Origin of the sequence: Variovorax sp. GrIS 2.14, assembly GCF_046115955.1 — a bacterium.
GTDB lineage: Bacteria > Pseudomonadota > Gammaproteobacteria > Burkholderiales > Burkholderiaceae_C > Variovorax.
The window spans coordinates 21176-42554 of record NZ_JBJXIA010000003.1 but is presented as its reverse complement, the minus strand read 5'-3'; the positions used below and the strand labels follow the sequence as shown (position 1 = coordinate 42554).

Below are 21379 nucleotides of genomic sequence, written 5' to 3'. Positions count from 1 at the left end.
ATCGACTATCGATTTCATGAAGACGATTCGATTGGCATGTCGCTTGCTTGAACAAAGGCATTCCGAAACTCAAAGGTCGCTCTTCATGAACACCCCCACTTCGCCGACCCGCATTGCCGCACCACGCCGTGGCCTCGGTCATGGCTTCGGCATACGCTCAGGCGCGCTGCTGGTCGCGGCGCTGTCGCTCGTCAGCACTGCAGTGCTCGGCCAGGAAAAAGTCATGCGCATCGCCATGACGGCGGGCGATATTCCGCGCACCTCGGGCCAGCCCGATCAAGGTTACGAAGGCAATCGCTTCACCGGCGTTCCGATGTACGACAGCCTCACGCAATGGGACCTGACGTCGGCCACCAAGGCCAGCGTCGTGATTCCCGACCTGGCCCTGTCGTGGGCCGTCGATGCCTCCGACCGCACCAAGTGGGTGTTCAAGCTGCGCCCCGGCGTCAAGTTCCACGACGGCTCCCCCTTCAACGCCGACGCCGTGGTGTGGAACGTCGACAAGGTACTGCGCAAGGACGCACCCCAGTTCGACCCCGCGCAGATCGGTGTGACCGCATCGCGCATGCCGACGCTGCGCACTGCCCGCAAGATCGACGACCTGACGGTCGAACTCACCACGTCGGAGCCCGATTCGTTTCTGCCGATCAACCTCACCAACCTCTTCATGGCCTCGCCCGTGCAGTGGGAAAAGAAGCTGGCCGCCCTGCCCGCCACCGTGACCGACAAGGCCGAGCGCAGCAAGGCCGCTTGGACCGCTTTTGCCGCCGATTTTTCCGGCACCGGCCCGTTCAAGGCATCGAAGTTCGTGCCGCGCGAACGCCTTGAAATCGTGAAGAACCCGGACTACTGGGACGCCGCCCGTCGCCCCAAGATCGACCGCGTCGTGATGCTCCCGTTGCCTGAGGCGAGCTCGCGCACCGCAGCGTTGTTGTCGGGCCAGGTCGACTGGATCGAAGCTCCCGCACCGGATGCGCTCGAAGCCATCAAGGGCCGCGGCTTCAAGCTGTACTCCAACCTGCAGCCGCACCTCTGGCCATGGCAGTTCTCGATGCTCCCCGACTCGCCCTTCGCCGACAAGAAGGTGCGCTACGCTGCCAACCTGTGCCTGAACCGCACCGCCATGAAAGAGCTGCTCGGTGGCCTGATGGTCGAGGCCACCGGTGTGGCCGAGCCCGGCAATCCGTGGCGCGGCAACCCGACCTTCCAGATCAAGTACGACCCGGCCGCCGCCAAGAAGCTGATGACCGAAGCGGGCTACTCTGCGAGCAAGCCGGTCAAGGTCAAGGTGCAGACCTCGGCCTCGGGCTCGGGCCAGATGCAGCCGCTGCCGATGAACGAATTCATCCAGCAAAGCCTGAAGGAGTGCTATTTCGACGTGCAGTTCGACGTCGTCGAATGGAACACGTTGTTCTCCAGTTGGCGCCTCGGCGCCAAGGACCCGGGCGCCCACGGTGCGCACGCCACCAACGTGAGCGCAGCGACCATGGACCCGTTCTTCGCGATGGTCCGCTTCGTCAGCACCAAAGCCTTCCCGCCGGTGTCGAACAACTGGGGCTACTTCAGCAACCCGGAAGTCGATGCACTGGTCGACAAGGCCCGCACCACCTTCGACGAGAAGCAGCGCGACATGGCACTGGCCAACCTGCACGCGAAGATCGTCGATGAGGCCCCGTTCCTGTTCGTCGCTCACGACGTCGGACCGCGCGCGCTGTCGCCGAAAATCAAGGGCGTGGTGCAGCCGCAGAGCTGGTTCATCGACCTGGCAACGATGAGCATGGATTGAGCTCGCCCCCAGGTCGCGGCGCCCCATGATTTCTTATCTCTTGCGCCGCATCGGCTACGCCTTGCCCATCATGCTGGGCGTGTCGTTCCTTTGCTTCATGCTGGTGCACATCGCGCCGGGCGATCCGCTGGTGTCGATCCTGCCGGCCGATGCCTCGGCCGACCTGCAGCAGCAGATGATGAAGATCTACGGCTTCGACAAGCCGTGGCCGGTGCAGTTCGGCCTGTGGATCTGGCGGGCGTTGCACGGCGACCTCGGCACCTCCATCGCGACGGCTCGTCCGGTCACGCAGGAGGTGTTCAAGGCTGTTGGTAACACCTTCATGATTGCCGCGCTGGCGACGCTCATCGGCTTTGCCTTCGGTTCGCTGTTCGGCTTTGTAGCGGGTTACTTTCGCAACTCGTGGATGGACCGCGCGGCCTCTTTTATCTCGGTGATCGGCGTCAGCCTGCCGCACTACTGGCTCGGCATGGTGCTGGTCATCGTCTTCTCGGCCAAGCTCATGTGGCTGCCGGCCACCGGCGCCGGGCCTGACGGTTCTGCCCTGTGGAAGTGGGACGTCGAACACATCAAGTTCCTCATCCTCCCCGCCGTCACCATGTCGTTCATTCCGATGGGCATCGTCGCGCGCACCGTGCGCGCACTGGTGGCCGACATTCTTTCGCAGGAGTTCGTGATCGGCCTGCGTGCGCGCGGGTTGAGCGAATTCGGCGTGTTCAGGCACGTCGTCAAGAATTGCGCACCAACGGCCCTCGCGGTCATGGGCCTGCAACTCGGCTACCTGCTCGGCGGATCGATATTGATCGAGACCGTGTTCGCCTGGCCGGGCACCGGCTTTCTGCTGAACCAGGCGATCTTCCAGCGCGACCTGCCGCTGCTGCAGGGAACCATCCTCGTGCTCGCACTGTTCTTCGTTGCACTCAATCTGCTGGTCGACGTCTTGCAGACGCTTTTCGATCCTCGCATCGAAAGGGCCTGACGCCATGTCGACGACTTCCGTCACTGCACTCGCAGCCGGCACACCGCCGGTTCAATTTACACCAGCCGTGCGCTCCGCCAGCCACGGCGCCAACGTATTGCGCCGCCTCGTGCGCAACCCGATCGCGCTGACCGCCGCCGGCATCATCGCGCTGCTGATCCTCGTCGCACTGCTGGCGCCGTGGATCATGCCGAGCGACCCGTTCGCGACCTCGATGTTCAAGCGCTTGCGGCCGGTCGGCACGGCCGGCTTTCCACTGGGAACCGACGAGCTGGGCCGCGACATGCTGTCGCGCCTGGTGCTCGGTGGCCGACTCTCGCTCTTCATGGGGATCGCGCCGGTGATCATGGCTTTTGTGATCGGCAGCGGCGTCGGGATCCTGGCCGGCTACGCGGGCGGCAAGGTCAACACCATCATCATGCGGTGCATCGACGTGCTGTATGCGTTTCCGTCGGTGCTGCTGGCCATCGCGCTGTCGGGGGCGCTCGGCGCCGGTATCACCAACGCGCTCATTTCGCTGACCGTCGTGTTCGTGCCGCAGATCGCGCGAATCGCCGAGAGCGTGACCACGCAAGTGCGACGCAGCGACTACGTCGACGCGGCCCGCGCCTCGGGCGCCACGGCTTTCACCATCGTGCGGCGCCATGTTTTCGGCAACGTCATCGGGCCGATCTTCGTGTACGCGACCAGTCTCATTTCCGTCTCGATGATCCTGGCCTCGGGCCTGTCGTTTCTCGGGCTCGGCGTGAAGCCGCCACAGCCGGAATGGGGCCTGATGCTCAACACCCTGCGCACCGCCATCTACAGCCAGCCGCTGATCGCGGCCTTGCCCGGCGTGCTCATCTTCATCACCTCGGTGTCGTTCAACATGCTGGCCGATGGGCTGCGTGCGGCGATGGAGGTGAAGCAGTGACTAAGCCCGGCAGCAATGCCGACATCGGCGGGCCGCGCCAGCCGCTCATGCGCGTGCAGGACCTGAAAAAGCACTTTCCACTGAAGCGCGGCGGCTTCGGATTCGCACGCGGACCCCGCCCCGCGGTGCGCGCAGTCGATGGCGTGAGCTTCGAAATTCTCAAAGGCGAAACGCTGGGCGTGGTCGGCGAATCCGGCTGCGGCAAGTCGACCACCGCACGCATCCTCATGCAGCTCATCGTGCAGGACAGCGGCGAGCTGGTGTTCGATGGCGCCACCGTCGGCGCACGCGACCTGCCTTTGCGCGACTTCCGCCGCCAGACGCAGATGGTGTTCCAGGACAGCTACTCGTCGCTGAACCCGCGCATGACGATCGAGGACTCGGTCGCCTTCGGGCCGACAGTGCACGGCGTGTCGGGCCGCGATGCGCTCAACCGCGCGCACGACCTGCTGGCGCGCGTCGGGCTCGACCCGGCGCGTTTCGCAGGGCGCTATCCGCACGAGCTGTCGGGCGGCCAGCGACAGCGAGTGAACATCGCGCGTGCGCTGGCGCTGGAGCCGCGGCTGGTGATCCTCGACGAAGCCGTGTCTGCGCTCGACAAGTCCGTCGAGGCGCAGGTGCTCAACCTGCTCGAAGACCTGAAGCGCGACTTCGGCTTGACCTATCTCTTCATCAGCCACGACCTGCACGTGGTGCGCTACATGTCGGACCGCGTGCTGGTGATGTACCTCGGCCAGGTGGTCGAGATCGGCACCTCGGCGCAGGTGTTCGATGCGCCGCGCCATCCGTACACGCGCGCGCTGCTGCGCTCGATGCCGAGCGGCGATCCGATGCAGCGCACGACGGAGGCGCCTTTGTCGGGCGATCCGCCGAACCCGATCGATCCACCATCGGGTTGCCGCTTTCACACGCGATGTGCGTTCGCGCAGGCGGTGTGCAGCCAGAAGATGCCGGCCTTTGCAGAGACGGCGCCGGGCCACGGCGTGGCATGTTTGCGCTGGCAGTCGGGCTCGGGTTATGTGCCGACGGCGGACTTTCCGGACATGCCGGAACCCGCGGCGCTGCATGCTGCGACAGCCGCAACAGCGGAGCCGGCGCATGTCTGACGCATCGACCAAGGTCGCCGGCCTCGCCGTCGAGCTCAAAGACCTGCACGTCAATTTCATCGCACCCGGAAAAAAGATCGAGGCCGTCAACGGCGTCGACCTGCAGCTGCAGCAAGGCGAAGTCGTCGCGCTCATCGGCGAGTCGGGCTCCGGCAAAAGCGTCACGCTGCGCACCGTGATGCGGCTGCACAACGAGCGCAGCACACGCATCACCGGCAAGCTCGAAGTCAACGGGCAAGACGTGCTCGGCATGAGCCCACGCGCGCTGTCGGACATGCGCGGCAAAGAAGTCGCGATGATCTTCCAGGAGCCGTTGCTCGCACTCGACCCGGTCTACACGGTCGGTGCACAGATCATCGAAACGATTCGCCGACACGACGGTGCGAGCCGGCCCGAAGCGGCGGCACGTGCGCTGGCGCTGTTCGAGAAGGTGCGCATCCCGAGTCCGCAACGGCGCCTCTCGGCCTACCCGCACGAGATGTCCGGCGGTATGCGCCAGCGCGCGATGATCGCGCTGGCGCTCGCCTGCAACCCGAAGGTGCTGCTGGCCGACGAGCCCACCACCGCGCTCGATGCCACGGTGCAGATCCAGATTCTTTTGCTGTTGCGCGACCTGCAGCGCGACCTGGGCCTGTCGGTCATCTTCGTCACGCACGACATCGGCGCGGCGGTCGAAGTGGCCGACCGCATCGCGGTGATGTATGCCGGCCGCATCGTCGAAGAAGGCACTGCACGCGACCTCATCCTGACGCCCCGGCATCCGTACACGATCGCGTTGCTGAAGAGCCGCGCCGAAGGTGCGATGGCGCGGGGCGTGAGGCTGGAGACGATCGGCGGTGCGCCGCCCAACTTGTCCGATTTGCCGCCCGGCTGCGCGTTCGCCGCGCGCTGTGCGCTGGCGACCGATGCCTGCCGCGCCGCGCAGCCGCCGTCGATCGAAGTCGCACCGGGGCATCATGCGCGGTGCATCCACACGGATCGGGCGGCGGCGATTGCGCCTGTTGCGCCTGTTGCGCCTGTTGCCGTGTGATTTCCAAAGGAGCCTAGACCATGCCACTGCACGACCCTGCCCACGCGTTCGTTCCCTATCCCGATATCGCCGTGCCGCGCGCAGCCACCGGCCCGCTCGCCGATCTCAGCTTCGCGGTCAAAGACCTGTACGACGTGGCCGGCTACCCGACCGGCGGCGGCAGTCCGATCGTGCTGGCGATGTCCGGCATCAAGACGCGCACTGCGCCGTCGGTGCAGAAACTGCTCGATGCCGGTGCACGCTTCGTCGGCAAGACCGTGACAGATGAACTCGCGTTTTCGATGAACGGCAATAACGCGCACTTCGGTGCGCCGATCAACGGTGCCGCGAAGGACCGCATCACCGGCGGCTCGTCGTCCGGCTCGGCCTCGGCGGTGTCGTCGAGTCTGTGCGACTTCGCCCTCGGCAGCGACACCGGCGGCTCGGTGCGCGCGCCGGCGAATCATTGCAACCTGTACGGCATCCGACCGACGCACGGCCGCATCAGCCTCGAAGCGGTGCTCGATCTTTCGCCGAGCCTCGACACGGTGGGCTGGTTCGCGCGCGATATCGGCACCTTTGCGCGAGTGGGCGAGGTGCTGTTGGGTGACGATGCACACCCGCTGCCCGACACCGTTCGCATGCTGTGGCCGGAAGACATCTGGGCGATGCTCGACGCGCCGGTGGTCGAGGCGCTCGACGAGTTGACGAAGCAGGTTCAGTCGGTGCTCGGGCAAGCCGAGCCCGTGGAGATCGCACTCGAATCATGGGACGCGATGTACTGGAACTTTCGGTATGTGCAAGCGCGCGAAGCATGGCTCACCGACGGCCCGCTGATCGAGCGCTACGCGCCGCCACTCGGTCCCGGCGTCGCCGAGCGCTTCGCCTGGTCACGCGATGTGACCGACGACCAAGTGAACACCGCGCGCGAATTTCGGATCCGCTTCAAGGCGCAGCTCGCCGCGCTGCTGGGCAACGACGGCGTGCTGCTGATGCCGACGATGCCCGACATCGCTCCGCTGCGCGCGGCCACTGACGCCAGCTTTGAGGACTATCGCAACAAGGCGATCCGCATGCTGTGCGTTGCAGGGCTCAGCGGCTTTCCACAGTTGTCGATGCCGCTGGCAAAACGCGATGGCGCACCGCTGGGTATTTCGTTGCTGGGACCGGCGGGGTCGGACCGGTCGTTGATTGCACTGGCTGAGCGCATCGCGACATAGCGAGCACTTGACGGGAAGGTCGTCAGCGCCAGGACGCCTTACGCACTTAAACAGCCCACGTCACGCTAACGGTCGGGTTCACCTCGGATACATCGCAATCGACCGTGGCAGCGACGCGCTCCACCACGACGAAATCCCCCGCGTCCACGGCCAACAGCGCGTGATGCCATGTGCCCGGCGCGAGCATGACGCCTTGACAACCATCGGTGACGAAGGCGGTCAACGCATTGGCACTCGGCGCCGCACCCGCCAGAGCGACCACGATCACGAAGCGCCGCTTCCTGCCCATCGGCACGAAGGTCTGGCTGCCGAGTGCGTGCCGTTCCATCTCCGTCACCGCATGTGGAAAGCTGCGGGCCTGTGCGCGGAACAATGCGAGCACGGGCCGCCCGCCGTCGGCACTCAAGTGCAGATCGTCGATCAGATCGAAGCGGCGCGTCGTACCCCCGTTGATGAGCCGGCCACCCTCGAAGTCGTCAGGCACTGCGATCACCGTGCCGTAAGGCGCGAAGCCCTCGGCGGTGAGCGGCTGCGCGATGAGTTTCATGCAGCGATGCCGGCCTGGTCGAGCATCGCGTGCAGCAGCACGTTGCAACCCGCGGCCAGATGCTCGGGCTTGGCATCTTCGATCTCGTTGTGCGAGATGCCGTCCTTGCACGGCACGAAGATCATCGCCGCCGGCGCGACGCGGGCGACGTACACAGCGTCGTGGCCGGCGCCGCTCACGATGTCCTGGTGCGCGAGCCCTGCGCGCGCGGCGCCGTCGCGTACCGCGCGCACCAGCTGCTCGGCGAACTTGACGGGCGGAAAGTACACCGTCTGCGCCACGGTCACCTCGAGTCGGCCATCGACTCCGAGGGCAGCGCAGGCTTTGCGCAAGGCGGCGTCCATTCGGCTCAACCCTTCGTCGTCCGGATGACGAAAATCGACAGTGAAAGTCACACGCCCCGGAATCACGTTGCGCGAGTTGGGGTGTACCTGAACGTAGCCGACGGTGCCGCGGCCGTTGGGTTGCTCGTCCATCGCGATGCCGTTGACGGTCTGCATCAATCCGGTGGCGCCCTGCAGCGCATCGCGGCGCAAGCCCATCGGCGTCGGGCCCGCATGCGCTTCCTGGCCGGTCACGACCACGTCGTACCAGCGCTGGCCGAGCGCGCCCGTCACCACGCCGAGCGGAATGTCGGCGTCCTCGAGCACCGGCCCTTGTTCGATGTGGGCCTCGAAGTACGCGCCGAAGCGCGGTGCGCCCGCCTCCACCGATGCCGCATCCTTGCCGTCGAAACCGATGCTTTTCAACGCGTCGGCCACGGTGACGCCCTCGCGATCGGCGGCGGTCAAGGCGTGATGGAGCGTGAAGGCGCTGGCATAGACACCCGAGCCCATCATCACCGGCACGAAGCGCGAGCCCTCTTCGTTGGTCCAGACGCAGATCTCGAGTGGTGCCACGGTGCGAATGCCGGCGTCGTTCAACGTGCGCAGCACCTCCAGCCCCGCGAGCACGCCGTAGTTGCCATCGAACTTGCCGCCGGTCGGCTGCGTGTCGATGTGGCTGCCGGTGGCCACCGCCGGCAGCGTCGGGTCTTGCCCCGCACGGCGCGCGAAGATGTTGCCGATGGCATCGACCCGCACCGTACAGCCGGCTTCGGTCGCCCACTGTACGAACAGCTCGCGCCCCTGCCGGTCAAGATCGGTCAACGCGAGACGGCACACGCCGCCCTTGTCCGTCGCACCGATTCGCGCGAGCGTCATCAGCGATTGCCAAAGCCGCGCCGAATCGATGGCGATGGAGGCGGCGGGGGTAGCAGAAGTGGCGAAGGCAGCGAGCGTCGGAATAAGTGTTTCGGTCATAGAGGTTCAGCAGCAGAAACCGTGCCGACCACACAGTCTCACAACAAGCGCAGCCGCGCAAATGCGAAAGCCCCGCGTAGCAGGGCTTTATGTTCGTGGACACCGCGGAACCGGCTCCGCCGGGCCGCTGGTGTCGCCCCCGGCAGGGGGTGGGAGCAGCGACACGAAGTGCGCAGCGACCTGGGGGCGAGATCAGTGCTGCAGGATCTTGTTCAGGAAATCCTTGGTGCGCGGCTGACGGTTCTCAGGATGGCTGAAGAACTCGTCCTTGGCGCAGTCTTCCAGGATGCGGCCGCCCACGTCGATAAAGATCACGCGGCTCGCAACCTTGCGGGCGAACGCCATTTCGTGCGTCACGACCATCATGGTCATGCCTTCCTTGGCGAGCGTCACCATCACGTCGAGCACCTCACCGACCATCTCGGGGTCGAGGGCAGACGTCGGCTCGTCGAACAGCATCACGATCGGATCCATGCTCAGCGCGCGGGCGATCGCCACGCGTTGCTGCTGGCCGCCTGAAAGCTGACCTGGAAATTTGTCCTTGTGCACCATCAGGCCCACGCGGTCCAGCATCTTCATGCCGCGCGTCTTGGCTTCGGCAGGGCTGCGGCCCAGCACCTTGATCTGTGCGATCGTCAGGTTCTCGGTCACCGACAGATGGGGGAACAGTTCGAAGTGCTGGAACACCATGCCGACCTTGGAGCGAAGCTTGGGAAGGTTCGTCTTGGGGTCGTGAAGGGCAATACCGTTGACGGTGATCTCGCCCTTTTGAAAAGGCTCGAGTGCGTTCACCGTCTTGATAAGCGTCGACTTGCCGGAACCCGAAGGGCCGCACACCACCACCACGTCGCCCTTGGCGATGTTGACGGAGCATTCGTTCAGCACCTGAACCGGGCCGTACCACTTGGATACGTTCTTGATTTCGATCATGTTTTCAGACATCTTTTATCTCCAGGTCAGCGAATGATGGCGATCTTCTTGTGCAACTGCTTGACGCAGAACGAGAGCGCGTAGCACAGCACAAAGTAAACGACGGCAGCGAGCAGGTAGGCCTCGACCGGTCGACCAAAATTTTTGCCCGCCGTTTCGATTCCCTTGAGCAAGTCGTAGGCACCGATGGCGTACACCAGCGAGGTGTCCTGAAACAGGATGATGGTCTGCGTCAGCAGCACCGGCAGCATATTGCGGAACGCTTGCGGCAGCACGACCAGCTTCATGTTCTGGCCATAGGTCATGCCGACAGCCATTCCCGCGTGTACCTGACCGCGCGGAATTGATTGGATGCCGGCGCGCATGATTTCACTGAAGTAAGCGGCTTCGAATGCCACAAAGGTAATCAGCGCCGATAGCTCAGTTCGATGCTCCAGGCCCCAACGCCCAAACGTCGAATAGAAAGTAGCGGGAACCAAAAGGAAAAATCCCAAGATCACCATCACAAGCGGAATGCTGCGCATGCCGTTGACGTAGACCGCAGCAGGCACGTCGAGCCACGCCTTGCCGGACAAACGCATCAGTGCTAGCAAGGTGCCCAAGATGACTCCACCGATGGTCGATACCACCGTCAGGATCACACTGAAATACAGCCCGTGCAGGACGAAAGAACTGATGACGTCCCAGTTGTAGAAAGAAAGATCGAGATTACCCATGATCAATGGCCCCCACCACTGGTGGAAATGACATAGCCCGGAATACGAACTCGCTTCTCTATGAACGCCATGATTCGGTTTATCGCAAATGCTGAAACGATGTAGAGCCCGGACACTGCAATGAACATCTCGTAAGGACGCGAGGTTTCCTCGGTTGTTTGGATGAAAAACATCGTCAGTTCAGAAATCGAGATCGCAAACGCAACCGACGAATTCTTGAAGATGTTCATAGCTTCGCTGGTGAGCGGCGGCAGGATGATCCGGTAGGCCATTGGCAGCAGGACGTAGCGGTAGTACTGCGGCGTCGTGAAGCCGACCGCCATGCCCGCGTAACGCTGTCCCTTGGGCAACGCCTGAACACCGGAGCGAACCTGCTCGGCGATGCGGGCCGAGGTGAAGAAGCCCAGTGCCAGCACCACCAGCACGAAGGGTGGCACGCCCTTCATGACAGGAATCAAAGCCGGGATGACGTGATACCAGAGAAAGATCTGCACCAGCAGCGGAATGTTGCGAAAGAGCTCGACCCACGCGTTGCCCAGTCGAACCAGCCAGGGGCTGTCAGGCAAGGTGCGGATGATGCCGATCAGCGAGCCCATGACGAGCGCGACGATCAACGCCAATATGGAGACGGACACGGTCCAACCCCAGGCCGACAACATCCATTGCAAGTAAGTAGGGTACTTGCCACCCGGGTCCGTCAAGAAGACCTGCCAATCCCAGTTCGATCCCATCGAAGCGCTCCTGTTCCTCGTTCATTGTTCTGATGCGCCATATTGAAAAACGCCCACCGAAAAGGGTGGGCGAGGCGCAATGCTTGTTTGGGAGGCGAATTACTTCTTCGCGTAGTCTTCCATCGGCTTGTCGTTCGGGTTGGCCCAGGCTGCCTTGGTCGCATCGGAGAGCGGCAGGCCGATCTTCACGTTGGCAGGCGGAATGGCCTGGATGAACCACTTGTCCCACAGCTTGGCGAGGTCGCCATTCTTGATCTGGCCCTTGATGCTGTCGTCCACTGCCTTCTTGAATGCAGGGTCGTCCTTGCGGATCATGATCGCGATGGGTTCGACGCTCAACACTTCGCCGACGATCTTGTAATCGGCAGGCGTTTTTGCCTTGGCGATGTTCGACGCGAGGATGGACCCGTCCATCACGAAAGCATCTGCGCGGCCCGATTCGAGCAGCAGGAAGCTGTCGGAATGGTCCTTGCCGTAGAGCTCCTTGAAGTCGATGCCGCCAGCGCGTTCGTTCTTGCGCAGCGTCTGAACCGAGGTCGTGCCCGTGGTCGTCGCGACGGTCTTGCCGTTCAAGTCCTTGATGGACGTGATGCCCGAATTTGCCTTGACCGCGATGCGCACTTCTTCAACGTACGTGGTGACGGCGAAAGACACATCCTTGGCGCGCGTGGCGTTGTTGGTGGTCGAGCCGCACTCGATGTCGACGGTGCCGTTTTGCACCAGCGGCACCCGGTTTTGCGATGTGACGGGCTGGTACTTGGTTTCGAGCTTCTTGCCAGTCGCCTTTTCGAGGTCCTTGATGATGTTGGCGCAGACGTCGTAATGGAAGCCCGTGTACTGCCCGTTGCCCAGCGTGTACGACAGGCCCGACGATTCGCGAACACCTTCCGTGATGCTGCCTGCTGCCTTGATCTTGGCCAGCGTGTCGTTGGCCTGTGCAAATGCCCCACCTGCGATCAGCATCGAGATTGCCGTCACCACTATTTGCTTTTTCATTTAATCCACTCCTGAAAGAAAACCGAAAGAAAACAAACTAAATTTTAGGCATTCACGTTTTCGGGAACACCCGGGCCAACCCGGTGCACAGTGCACCACTGCCAGCCTTGCCCACCGCCGTTCGCATCGCCTTGGTGCGGTCAGGCGGTACTCAGTTGATCACAAACAACTAAGCAGTCTTTGTGCCTGCACACACGCTGAAGGTAATTGGCACCACTGTAGGACGAGACGCCACCAGGAGCCAATGCCATTTGCGGGCCTCGTTATGCGCATCCCTCATGATTTCTGCGCGCCCTGAACATCACGGCGCCGGCTGCCGCGACACCAGATACGCCCAGAGCGCGTCGGCCGCCGTCTTGGGTTGCACGCTCGCCTCGGCAGCGGCTTTGCCCCGGCCGGTCTTCGTCGCTGCCGGTGCGGTCGGCGTTTCGCGGTAGGCCCGGATTTCCATCGTGACTTCGAGCGTGTCGATCTCGGGCGGCAAGGCGCTGACCAGCTTGCGCGCGCGCACTTCTTTTCTTACTGCGCTGTAAGGCAAGAAGGCGATGCCATGGCCTTCGAGCGCCATCGCCTTCAAACCTTCGGCCATGTCGGTTTCATACACACGGTCGAGATGGATCGGCGTCACCGAACTCTTCAGCAACTGGTCGACCATGCTCCCCAGATAGGCCCCCGGCGCGTAACCCAGATACGGCAACGGCTGCCCAGGCCGGCCCGGCAGGCGCCAGCGCGGCGCGCCATCGGCGTCGGGCTTGACCCACGGCGCCATGACCTCTTCCCCCAGGCTCACCTGCTCATACCGATTGGCATCGAGTTGCAGCGGCAGCGACGGATGTTGATAGGCGATGAGCAAGTCGCAACTGCCTTCGACCAGCCGCAGCACCGCGTCGTGCACGTTGAGCGCGATCAGCCGGCTCTTGAGCGGCCCGAACTCCGAGCGCAGGCTGGTCACCCAGGCCGGAAAAAAAGTGAACGCCAGCGTGTGCGGCACGGCGAATTCGATCACGTCGTGCGCCGCCGCCGAATGACCGCGCAGCATGGCGCGGGTGCTCTGCAGGCCCTGCAGCATTTCGATGGCCTGGCCATACAAAGTCTGCCCCGCAGGTGTCAGCCGCGTGGGGTACGAGGTGCGGTCGACGAGATCGGTACCGGCCCATCCCTCCAGCGCCTGGATGCGGCGGGAGAACGCCGGTTGCGTCACGTGCCGCAGTTGGGCGGAGCGGCTGAAGCTGCGGGTTTCAGCCAGGCTGACGAAGTCTTCGAGCCACTTGGTTTCCATGGAAGCGGATTATGTTCTTTGGGCATGAGCGCCCAAAGCGGCGCGCCCCTCAAATGGGCGTGACCACGCCGCGTCCGGCGAAATGCCCTTCGACGTTTTCCAGGAAGCGCTTGAACGACGCTTCGGTGGCCTCCGGCGACCAGCCCGCCAGATGCGGCGTCAGGATCAGGTTGTCGAGCCCGATCAATGCTTCAGGACGCTTCGGTTCGCTTTCGTACACATCGATGCCGGCGCCTCCGAGGCGGCCATCGCGCAGCGCCGTCGCCAGCGCCTCGGTGTCGACGATGCTGCCGCGGCCGATGTTGACCAGGAAGCCCTTCGGACCCAGCGCGTCGAGCACTTCTGCATCGACGATGTGCTTCGTCGCCGCGCCGCCCGGTGCCGCGCATACCAACATGTCGGACCATTCGGCCAGTGCTTTCAGGTTGTCGAAGTAGCGGTGCGGAGAGCCCTCTTTCGGCTTGCGGTTGTGATAGCCGATGGTCATGTCGAAGCCGGCGGCGCGTTTGGCGATCTTCTCGCCGATGGTGCCCATGCCGAGGATGCCGAGCCGCTTGCCCGACACGTTGGGCGGCTGCGGGATCGCCAGACGCCAGACACCTTCGCGGCACAACCGGTCGAGCATGTGAAAGCCACGCACCGCGCCGATCAGAAGCCCGAAGGCGTGGTCGGCCACGCAATCGTCGTTGGTGCCCTGGCCGTTGGCCAGCGCGATGCCCCGCGCACGCGCCGCGTCGACGTCGACCAGCTCGTAGCCCGCGCCCATGCAGCACACCACTTCGAGCGCCGGCATGGCGTCCATCTCGGCGGCCGTCAGCCCGAGCACGCCGATGGTGAGCACGGCGCGAAACTTCGGCCCGTGTGCGGCGATGGCGGCTGCGCGCTCTTCGTTCGTCGGCGCGTAGGTCAGGTCGTAAAGCTCGGCAATGCGACCCTGGTGCTCGCTCGACAGCGTGTTGAGCGAAAGCACGGAAATCTTCTCGGACATTGTTGATTCAGCTCCTGGAAGGATGGCGAAAAATACTCAAAGCACCACCGGTGCCGCTTCGATCTTTTGCAAGGTCCACATCTGGGCGTACTTGCCTTTGCGCTCCAGCAGGTCGGCGTGCGTGCCGCGTTCGACGATGACTCCGCTTTCGAGCACGAGGATCTCGTGCGCATCGACCACCGTCGACAGTCTGTGCGCGATGACCAGCGTGGTCTTGTTCTGCGCTGCGCTCTTCAGCTCCGACTGGATGGCGCGCTCGTTGGCCGAGTCGAGCGCCGAGGTGGCCTCGTCGAAGATCACGATCGGCGGGTTCTTGAGCAGCGTGCGCGCGATGGCCACGCGCTGCTTTTCACCGCCCGACAACTTGAGCCCGCGCTCGCCCACCGGCGTGTCGTAGCCCTTCGGCGTGGCCGCGATGAAGTCGTGAATGCGCGCGGCCTTGGCTGCGGCCTCGACCTCCTCGCGCGTCGAGCCCGGTCGACCGTAGGCAATGTTGTATTCGACGCTGTCATTGAAGAGCACCGTGTCTTGCGGCACGATACCGATGGCCTGCCGCACGCTCGATTGCGTGACCTCGCGGATGTCTTCGCCGCCGATGCTGATGCGCCCTTGCTGCACGTCATAGAAGCGATAGAGCAGCCGCGCCAAGGTCGACTTGCCCGAGCCCGAAGGGCCGACGACGGCGACCGTCTTGCCGGCAGGGATCTCGAAGGTGACGTGTTTCAAGATGGGCCGCTCCGGCTCGTAGGCAAAGCTGACGTCTTCGAAACGGATGGTCGCGTCGCGCCCTGCCAACGGGCGCGAACCCGGAGAATCCTGGATCTCGCGGTCTTTCTCCATCAGCACGAACATCTTGTCGAGGTCGGTCAGGCTCTGCTTGATCTCGCGGTAGATCACGCCCAGAAAGTTGAGCGGAATGTAGAGCTGGATCATGAAGGCGTTGACCATCACCAGGTCGCCCAGCGTCATCCGCCCTTCGACCACGCCCGACGTCGCACGCCACAGCATCAGCACCAGGCTCACCGCGATCAACAGTTGCTGGCCGGTGTTGAGCATCGACAGCGTGCGCTGGCTCTTGATCGCGGCCTTGCGGTAGCGGTCAAGACTGGCGTCGTAACGCCTGGCCTCGAACTCCTCGTTGTTGAAGTACTTGACCGTCTCGTAGTTGAGCAACGAATCGACCGCACGGCTCTGCGCGACCGAATCGAGCTCGTTCATCTGCTTGCGAAACTGCGTGCGCCACTCGGTCACCGTCACGGTGAAGCTGATGTAGATGACCAGCGCGACGCCGGTGATCCAGACGAAGAGCGAATCGAACTTGACGCCCAGGATGCTCAGCACCAGCACCAGCTCGATGATGGTCGGCACGATGCTGTAGAGCGACATCGAGATCAGCGAATGCACGCCACGCGTGCCACGCTCGATGTCGCGCGTCATGCCGCCGGTCTGGCGTTCGAGGTGAAAGCGCAGGCTCAGCGCATGCAGATGCCGAAAGACCTCCAGCGAGATGCGACGTGCTGCACCTTCCGTCGCCTTGGCGAACACCAGCTCGCGCAACTCACCGAACAGCGATGTCGAAAAGCGCAGCAGTCCGTACGCCAGCAAAAGAGAGATCGGCACGATCAGCAGCGCCTGCGCCATGTCGGGCTTGGGCGTCATGGTGTCGACCAAATTCTTCAGCAGCACCGGTACGCCGACGTTGGCGACCTTGGCACCGATCATGAATGTCAGCGCGGCAATCACCCGCCATTTGTATTCCCAGAGGTACGGGAAGAGACGGCGCAGCGTGGCCCAGTCGGATCGGTCGCTGCGGGCGGGCGGGTGCCCGACCACGCCGGAGGCATCGGCAACCGGCATGGAAGGGGGGGGCATGGTTTCGCCGCTTCGACGCATGGGTGGACAATCGTGTTTGTAGTTATTGCCTCAGATTGTGCCCATGTCCGAATCTCCAAGTGCCAACGCGGTCGCCACCCTGAAGAGCCTGCCGCTCGACCAGGAACTGGTGCTCAAGGTCATCCCGATGCCGGCCGACGTCAACGCCAACGGCGACATCTTCGGCGGCTGGGTCATGGCCCAGTGCGACCTGGCCGGATCGGTGATTCCCGCGCGCTATTCCAAGGGGCGCATGGCCACCGTGGCGGTCAACGAATTCGTCTTCAAGCAGCCCGTGCGGCTCGGCGACATCCTGTCGTTCTATTCGAAGCTGGTGAAAATCGGGCGCACCTCGATCACGGTCACTGTCGAGGTGTTCGCCGAGCGGTTCACCGCGCAGGGCGACTATCTCAAGGTGACGCAGGCCACGTTCACTTATGTGGCGATCGACGATAACGGTCGACCCCGGGTGATCGAGCGGGACAACGCATGACCACCGCCACACTCCCCATTGCCCTGCTCGATGCGCGCAACTTCCCTTCGCACTTCGAAACCGAACAGGCGCTCGAAGACTTTCTTGCCACACCATCGCGTGAACTCGTCGACGACCTCGCCAAAGTCGAGGGCGACCTGATCATCCTCGGCGTCGGCGGCAAAATGGGGCCGACGCTGGCACGGCTCGCGCGCAACGCGCTGCCAGTTTCGCGCCGTGTGATCGCTGTCGCCCGCTTCAGCGAAACCGATGTGCGCACGATGCTCGAAGCGTACGGCATCGAAACCATAGCCTGCGACCTGCTCGACGCCGCGGCCATCGCCGCGCTGCCCGAGTGCCCCAACGTGATCTTCATGGCCGGCCGCAAGTTCGGCGCCGACGCCAACAACCCACTGACGTGGGCGATGAACACACACGTCCCGGCGCTCGTCGCCGATGCGTTTCGCAACTCGCGCATCGTGGCGTTCTCGACCGCCTGCGTGTACCCGTTCGTGCCGGTCATCGGCCAGGGCGCAGCGGAAGATCTGCCGCCGAATCCGCCCGGTGAATACGCCAACTCGTGCGTCGGGCGCGAGCGCATGTTCGAGTATTTTTCGCAAACGCATGGCACACCCGGCCGACTGCTCCGGCTCAGCTACGCCATCGACATGCGCTACGGCGTGCTGGCCGATGTGGCGCTCAAGGTGTGGCTCGGCGAGCCGGTGGACGTCACGATGGGCCACGTCAACGTGATCTGGCAGGGCGACGCCAACGCGCAGGCGTTGCGATGCCTCGCGGTCGCCACGGTGCCGACTTCGCCGATCAACGTGAGCGGACCCGAGACGACCTCGATCCGCTGGCTTGCCGCCGAGTTCGGACGCCGCTTCGACAAGCCGGTGCAGATCAAGGGCGAGGAAGCGCCGACCGCCTGGCTCATGAACACCAGCGAAGCCGAGCGGCTCTTCGGCTATCCCAAAGTGCCGTTGTCGCGACTCATCGGCTGGGTGGCCGACTGGATCGCACGCGACCAGCGCTTGTATGGCAAGCAGACGAAGTTCGAGGTGCGTGATGGCAAGTATTGAACGCCGATTCCTGGAGGTCGATCCATGCCGCTGAACCGATCCGATCTGCCCGCCGACGTGATGGCGCTGCTGGCGCAAGGCACCGTCATTCCCGCCCACCCCCTCGCACTCGATGCGCAGCGCCAGTTCGACCGCCGTCGCCAGCGCGCACTCACGCGCTACTACGTCGATGCCGGTGCCGGTGGTCTCGCGGTGGGCGTGCACACCACGCAATTCAGCATTCGCGAGCGCGGCTTGTTTGAACCCGTGTTGCGCGCAGCGATCGAAGACCAGCGCGCCTGGACCTCGCGACCGATGGCGATGGTCGCAGGCCTGTGCGGTGGCACGGCGCAAGCACGCGCCGAAGCACAAACCGCCGTCAGCCTCGGCTACCACGCCGGCTTGCTGAGCCTGGCCGCACTGGCATCGTCGTCAGAAGACGAATTGATCGCGCATTGCGAGTCGGTGAGCCAGGAGATTCCGCTGGTCGGCTTCTATCTTCAGACTGCGGTCGGCGGGCCGATCTTGTCCAGCGACTTCTGGCGCCGCTTCGCTTCGATCCCCAATGTGCTGGCGATCAAGGTCGCGCCGTTCAATCGCTATCGCACGATCGACGTAGTGCGCGGCGTGGTCGATGCGCGTGCCGAGGACCGCGTGTTTCTCTACACCGGCAACGACGACCACATCGTGCTCGACCTGGCCTTGCCATTCACGGCAATGCGCGACGGCGAGCCGGTGACGGTGCGGTTTCGCGGCGGGTTGCTCGGCCACTGGTCGGTATGGACATCGAGCGCGGTGAAGCAACTCGCACGCATCAAGGCGGAACTGGCTGCGAACGGCGGCATGCTCAGCTCCGACCTGCTGGCGCTCGACTCGCGTGTGACCGACAGCAACGCGGCGTTCTTCGACGTGCGCAACAACTTTGCGGGCTGCATCGCCGGCTGCCATGAAGTGCTGCGGCGTCAAGGCTTGCTCGAAGGCATCTGGTGCCTCGACCCCGCAGAAGGGCTCGGTGCGGGCCAGGCCGAAGAAATCGACCGGGTCTACCGCCTGCATGGTGATCTGGCCGACGACGCCTTCGTGCGCACCAACCTCGCGCACTGGCTGGACTGAACAACGCAGCGCCACGCCACGGGGCGCAGGCGCCTCAGACGTTCGAGAAGTCCGGCTTGCGCTTTTCCATGAAGGCGGTGAACGCTTCCTTTGCCGCCGGCGAACGCATCGCCGTCGCGAAGCTCTTGCCCTCGACACCGATGCGCTCCTGGACGGCAGCCTGCTGAGACAGCTTGAGCAGGCGCTTGGTCTCGACAAGCGCTGTCAGCGGTTTGGCCGCCAGCTTGCGTGCCTGCGACTGCGCGATGCCGTTGCATTCCATCGGCGGAACGACACGGTTGACCAGCCCGACTTCAAGCGCGGCTTCAGCCATGAAAGGCTCGCCCAGCAGCAGCGCTTCGGCCGCGCGGTGGTAGCCGAACATCTGCGGCACCAGCATGCTCGACGCTGCTTCCGGCACCAGGCCGAGGTTGACGAAGGGCAGTGAAAACGCCGCGTTGTCACCCGCGTAGACCAGGTCGCAATGGAACAGCAATGTTGTGCCGATGCCGACGGCGGGGCCGCAGACGCTGGCGACCAGCGGCTTGGGGAACGCCGCGATCACACGCAGGAAACGAATAGCAGGCGAGTCGGCTTCGGTCTGCTGCGCCGGCGCGGCGGCGGCCGCCATGAAGTCGGCGATGTCGTTGCCGGCGCTGAAGATGGTCGGGTCGCCCTGGATCAGCACGGTGCGCACGGCGTTGTCGTCCGCCGCTTTTTCGAGCGCGGTGGCGAGCGTGTCGTACATCGCCCCGGTGATGGAGTTCTTGCGCGCGACGCGGTTGAAGGTGAGCGTCAAGACGCCGGCTTCGGTGTGGCTGAGGATGTCTGTCATGTCAGTGTTTCGATGTGGAATTGAGTAGGGTCAGGCCAAGGCTTCGCGCACGAAATCCAGACGGTCCTGGCCCCAGAACATGTCGTCGCCGACGAACATCGTCGGGGCGCCGAAAACGCCGCGCGTCACGGCTTCTTGCGTCGTGGCCTTGAGCTGGTCTTTGGTCGCTTGTGCACTGGCCAGCGCGACCAGTTCGGCCGCGTCGAAACCAGCGGCCTGCAACACGCCGCCTACCGTGGCGGGGTCGTTCATGTTCAGGCCGTCGACCCATATCGCCTGGAACACCGCGTCGGCATAGCTGGCGAAACGTTCGGGATGCTGCATCTGCACGCCGGTCGCACCGCGCATCAGCAGCAGCGTGTTGATGGGGAAGTGCGGGTTGTGCGCGAACGGCACGCCGTAGCGCTTGGCAAAGCGCTTCAGGTCGGCGTTCATGTACGGCCCTTTGGACTTGATGTCGGCTGGCGAGTGATTGCCGGTGGCCTGGAACACGCCCCCCAGCAGCATCGGCTTCCATGCCAGCGTGGCGCCGGTGTCGGCTGCGATGTGCGGCAGCTGCGTTGCCGCGAGGTAAGCAGCCGGGCTGCCGAAGTCGAAGTAGAAATCGATGGTCTTGTCTGTCATGGTGTTTCCTCTTTTGCCGTTCGTTCCGACATTCTTGCCGTCATTCTTCGATCACTCTTTGTAGTAGACGATCTGGTTTGAAGTCACCAGTAGCGCACCGGTTTCTTCGCTCCAGAGTTCGGCCGTCTGATCGAAAAAGCCGTTGCGAAACTGCTGTGCGCTCGCGCGGCCCAGCAGACAGCCGGAGCCGACCTCGGCCAGTTGCGCTGCGCTGGTGTGGAAGTAGGTCGTGATCGACACCGTGCCGGCCGGCACGACCTTGGCGCGACGGAGCCAGACGCGCGGATAGAACATATCGCTCATGGCCGTGAGCGATGCGAAATCGAGCGCGCGCGGTTGGGCGTCGCGCAGCCACAAAACAGTTTCGCTGTGCTCGCCGCTGCCGTCCCACATCGTCGGCACCGCACCGCTGACCGGGCGCATGTCGTACAGCTGAATCCACGCGACGCCTGCCGGGCCGATGCTCATGCGCGACACCTTTTCAGGCCGCGGCACGTCGGGCATGGGCAGGTCGTTCTGGCTCCATGTTTCGCGCCGCACGGCGGTGACAACCGTCGCGGTGGTGTTCACTTGCGGTGTACCGTCGGCGTCGGGCTGGCTGATTTGCACCGTCCAGTGCTGCGTCGACCGATTGGTGCGCACCGCGATGGCTTGCACTTCGAACGGCCCAGCCGAGATGGCCGCTGCGAAGTTGACCGTCAACGCGATCGGCGAGCCCAACAGGTCCGGATGCTGGAGCACGGACTGCAGCACGAGCGCCGCGGTCATGCCGCCGAACGGGCCGACCATGATCCAGTGATCCGGGCTGGTGGCGCCAGCGAACTGGCCAACGCGCAGATCGCTGTGCTTCAGCGCCAATGCCTTGTCGAAGGGGTGCTCTGTCATCGGTGTCCGTCTCTTCGTTGTTTTCGTTGTTTGCAGC

At 63.9% G+C, this 21379-nt stretch carries 21 protein-coding genes; 9 read left to right on the top strand and 12 right to left on the bottom strand.

Annotation, left to right across the window (positions count from 1 at the left end; all coding sequences use genetic code 11):
* Positions 1–85: 85 nt before the first annotated feature.
* Genes RCH10_RS06320 through RCH10_RS06295 form a run of 6 tightly spaced genes read left to right on the top strand, consistent with a single transcriptional unit; the run spans position 86 to position 7013 of the window.
* Positions 86–1786: an ABC transporter substrate-binding protein gene (locus RCH10_RS06320; protein ID WP_409051736.1), complete on the top strand. Its 1701-nt coding sequence runs from the start codon at positions 86–88 to the stop codon at positions 1784–1786.
* Between the two features lie 25 nt (positions 1787–1811).
* Complete coding sequence (locus tag RCH10_RS06315) at positions 1812–2765, top strand: ABC transporter permease (RefSeq protein WP_409051735.1); 954 nt, start codon at positions 1812–1814, stop codon at positions 2763–2765.
* A gap of 4 nt (positions 2766–2769) precedes the next feature.
* Positions 2770–3678: an ABC transporter permease gene (locus tag RCH10_RS06310; protein WP_409051734.1), complete on the top strand. Its 909-nt coding sequence runs from the start codon at positions 2770–2772 to the stop codon at positions 3676–3678.
* A gap of 47 nt (positions 3679–3725) precedes the next feature.
* Positions 3726–4784, top strand: a complete 1059-nt coding sequence (locus tag RCH10_RS06305) for an ABC transporter ATP-binding protein (protein ID WP_409051982.1) — start codon at positions 3726–3728, stop codon at positions 4782–4784.
* Positions 4777–5814, top strand: coding sequence for an ABC transporter ATP-binding protein (locus RCH10_RS06300; RefSeq protein ID WP_409051733.1), 1038 nt, complete (start codon positions 4777–4779; stop codon positions 5812–5814). Before RCH10_RS06305 ends, RCH10_RS06300 begins: the two co-directional genes overlap by 8 nt.
* Before the next feature lie 20 nt (positions 5815–5834).
* Positions 5835–7013, top strand: coding sequence for an amidase (locus tag RCH10_RS06295; protein ID WP_409051732.1), 1179 nt, complete (start codon positions 5835–5837; stop codon positions 7011–7013).
* Positions 7014–7059: 46 nt separating this feature from the next.
* On the opposite strand, the gene RCH10_RS06290 is transcribed toward RCH10_RS06295, so the two are convergent.
* From RCH10_RS06290 to RCH10_RS06250, 9 genes are all read right to left on the bottom strand, one after another.
* Positions 7060–7560 (bottom strand): ureidoglycolate lyase, encoded by a 501-nt coding sequence (locus RCH10_RS06290; RefSeq protein WP_409051731.1) that lies wholly within the window; start codon positions 7558–7560, stop codon positions 7060–7062.
* Entirely contained in the window at positions 7557–8861 is a 1305-nt protein-coding gene (locus RCH10_RS06285; protein WP_409051730.1) for a Zn-dependent hydrolase, read from the bottom strand. Before RCH10_RS06285 ends, RCH10_RS06290 begins: the two co-directional genes overlap by 4 nt.
* 192 nt (positions 8862–9053) lie before the next feature.
* Positions 9054–9791 (bottom strand): amino acid ABC transporter ATP-binding protein, encoded by a 738-nt coding sequence (locus tag RCH10_RS06280; protein ID WP_187054872.1) that lies wholly within the window; start codon positions 9789–9791, stop codon positions 9054–9056.
* A 26-nt stretch (positions 9792–9817) separates the two neighbouring features.
* A complete protein-coding gene (locus tag RCH10_RS06275; protein ID WP_409051729.1) occupies positions 9818–10507 on the bottom strand; it encodes an amino acid ABC transporter permease in 690 nt (229 codons plus the stop codon).
* A 2-nt stretch (positions 10508–10509) separates the two neighbouring features.
* Complete coding sequence (locus RCH10_RS06270) at positions 10510–11238, bottom strand: amino acid ABC transporter permease (protein ID WP_409051728.1); 729 nt, start codon at positions 11236–11238, stop codon at positions 10510–10512.
* A 99-nt stretch (positions 11239–11337) separates the two neighbouring features.
* Positions 11338–12234: an amino acid ABC transporter substrate-binding protein gene (locus tag RCH10_RS06265; protein WP_409051727.1), complete on the bottom strand. Its 897-nt coding sequence runs from the start codon at positions 12232–12234 to the stop codon at positions 11338–11340.
* 301 nt (positions 12235–12535) lie between these two features.
* Positions 12536–13513: a LysR substrate-binding domain-containing protein gene (locus RCH10_RS06260; protein WP_409051726.1), complete on the bottom strand. Its 978-nt coding sequence runs from the start codon at positions 13511–13513 to the stop codon at positions 12536–12538.
* Positions 13514–13562: 49 nt separating this feature from the next.
* Complete coding sequence (locus RCH10_RS06255; RefSeq protein ID WP_409051725.1) at positions 13563–14501, bottom strand: 2-hydroxyacid dehydrogenase; 939 nt, start codon at positions 14499–14501, stop codon at positions 13563–13565.
* 36 nt (positions 14502–14537) lie between these two features.
* Positions 14538–16394 (bottom strand): ABCB family ABC transporter ATP-binding protein/permease, encoded by a 1857-nt coding sequence (locus tag RCH10_RS06250; protein ID WP_409051724.1) that lies wholly within the window; start codon positions 16392–16394, stop codon positions 14538–14540.
* 43 nt (positions 16395–16437) lie between these two features.
* Here RCH10_RS06250 and RCH10_RS06245 point away from each other — a divergent pair, with 43 nt between their 5' ends.
* From RCH10_RS06245 to RCH10_RS06235, 3 genes are read left to right on the top strand one after another with little or no spacing between them, the layout of a single operon-like run.
* Positions 16438–16866 carry an acyl-CoA thioesterase gene (locus tag RCH10_RS06245; protein WP_323494914.1) on the top strand — a complete coding sequence of 143 codons (429 nt, stop codon included), beginning with the start codon at positions 16438–16440 and terminating at the stop codon, positions 16864–16866.
* Positions 16863–17927, top strand: a complete 1065-nt coding sequence (locus RCH10_RS06240; RefSeq protein ID WP_409051723.1) for an NAD-dependent epimerase/dehydratase family protein — start codon at positions 16863–16865, stop codon at positions 17925–17927. Before RCH10_RS06245 ends, RCH10_RS06240 begins: the two co-directional genes overlap by 4 nt.
* 24 nt (positions 17928–17951) lie before the next feature.
* The gene (locus RCH10_RS06235) at positions 17952–19019 is read left to right on the top strand and encodes a dihydrodipicolinate synthase family protein (RefSeq protein WP_409051722.1); all 1068 of its coding nucleotides are present in this window, start codon (positions 17952–17954) and stop codon (positions 19017–19019) included.
* A 34-nt stretch (positions 19020–19053) separates the two neighbouring features.
* On the opposite strand, the gene RCH10_RS06230 is transcribed toward RCH10_RS06235, so the two are convergent.
* The 3 genes from RCH10_RS06230 to RCH10_RS06220 are packed head-to-tail and all read right to left on the bottom strand — an operon-like array spanning position 19054 to position 21342.
* Positions 19054–19833, bottom strand: coding sequence for an enoyl-CoA hydratase (locus tag RCH10_RS06230; protein ID WP_187054299.1), 780 nt, complete (start codon positions 19831–19833; stop codon positions 19054–19056).
* A gap of 30 nt (positions 19834–19863) precedes the next feature.
* Positions 19864–20457, bottom strand: a complete 594-nt coding sequence (locus tag RCH10_RS06225; RefSeq protein ID WP_409051721.1) for a 2-hydroxychromene-2-carboxylate isomerase — start codon at positions 20455–20457, stop codon at positions 19864–19866.
* Positions 20458–20508: 51 nt separating this feature from the next.
* Positions 20509–21342, bottom strand: a complete 834-nt coding sequence (locus tag RCH10_RS06220; RefSeq protein ID WP_409051720.1) for an acyl-CoA thioesterase — start codon at positions 21340–21342, stop codon at positions 20509–20511.
* Positions 21343–21379: the final 37 nt, after the last annotated feature.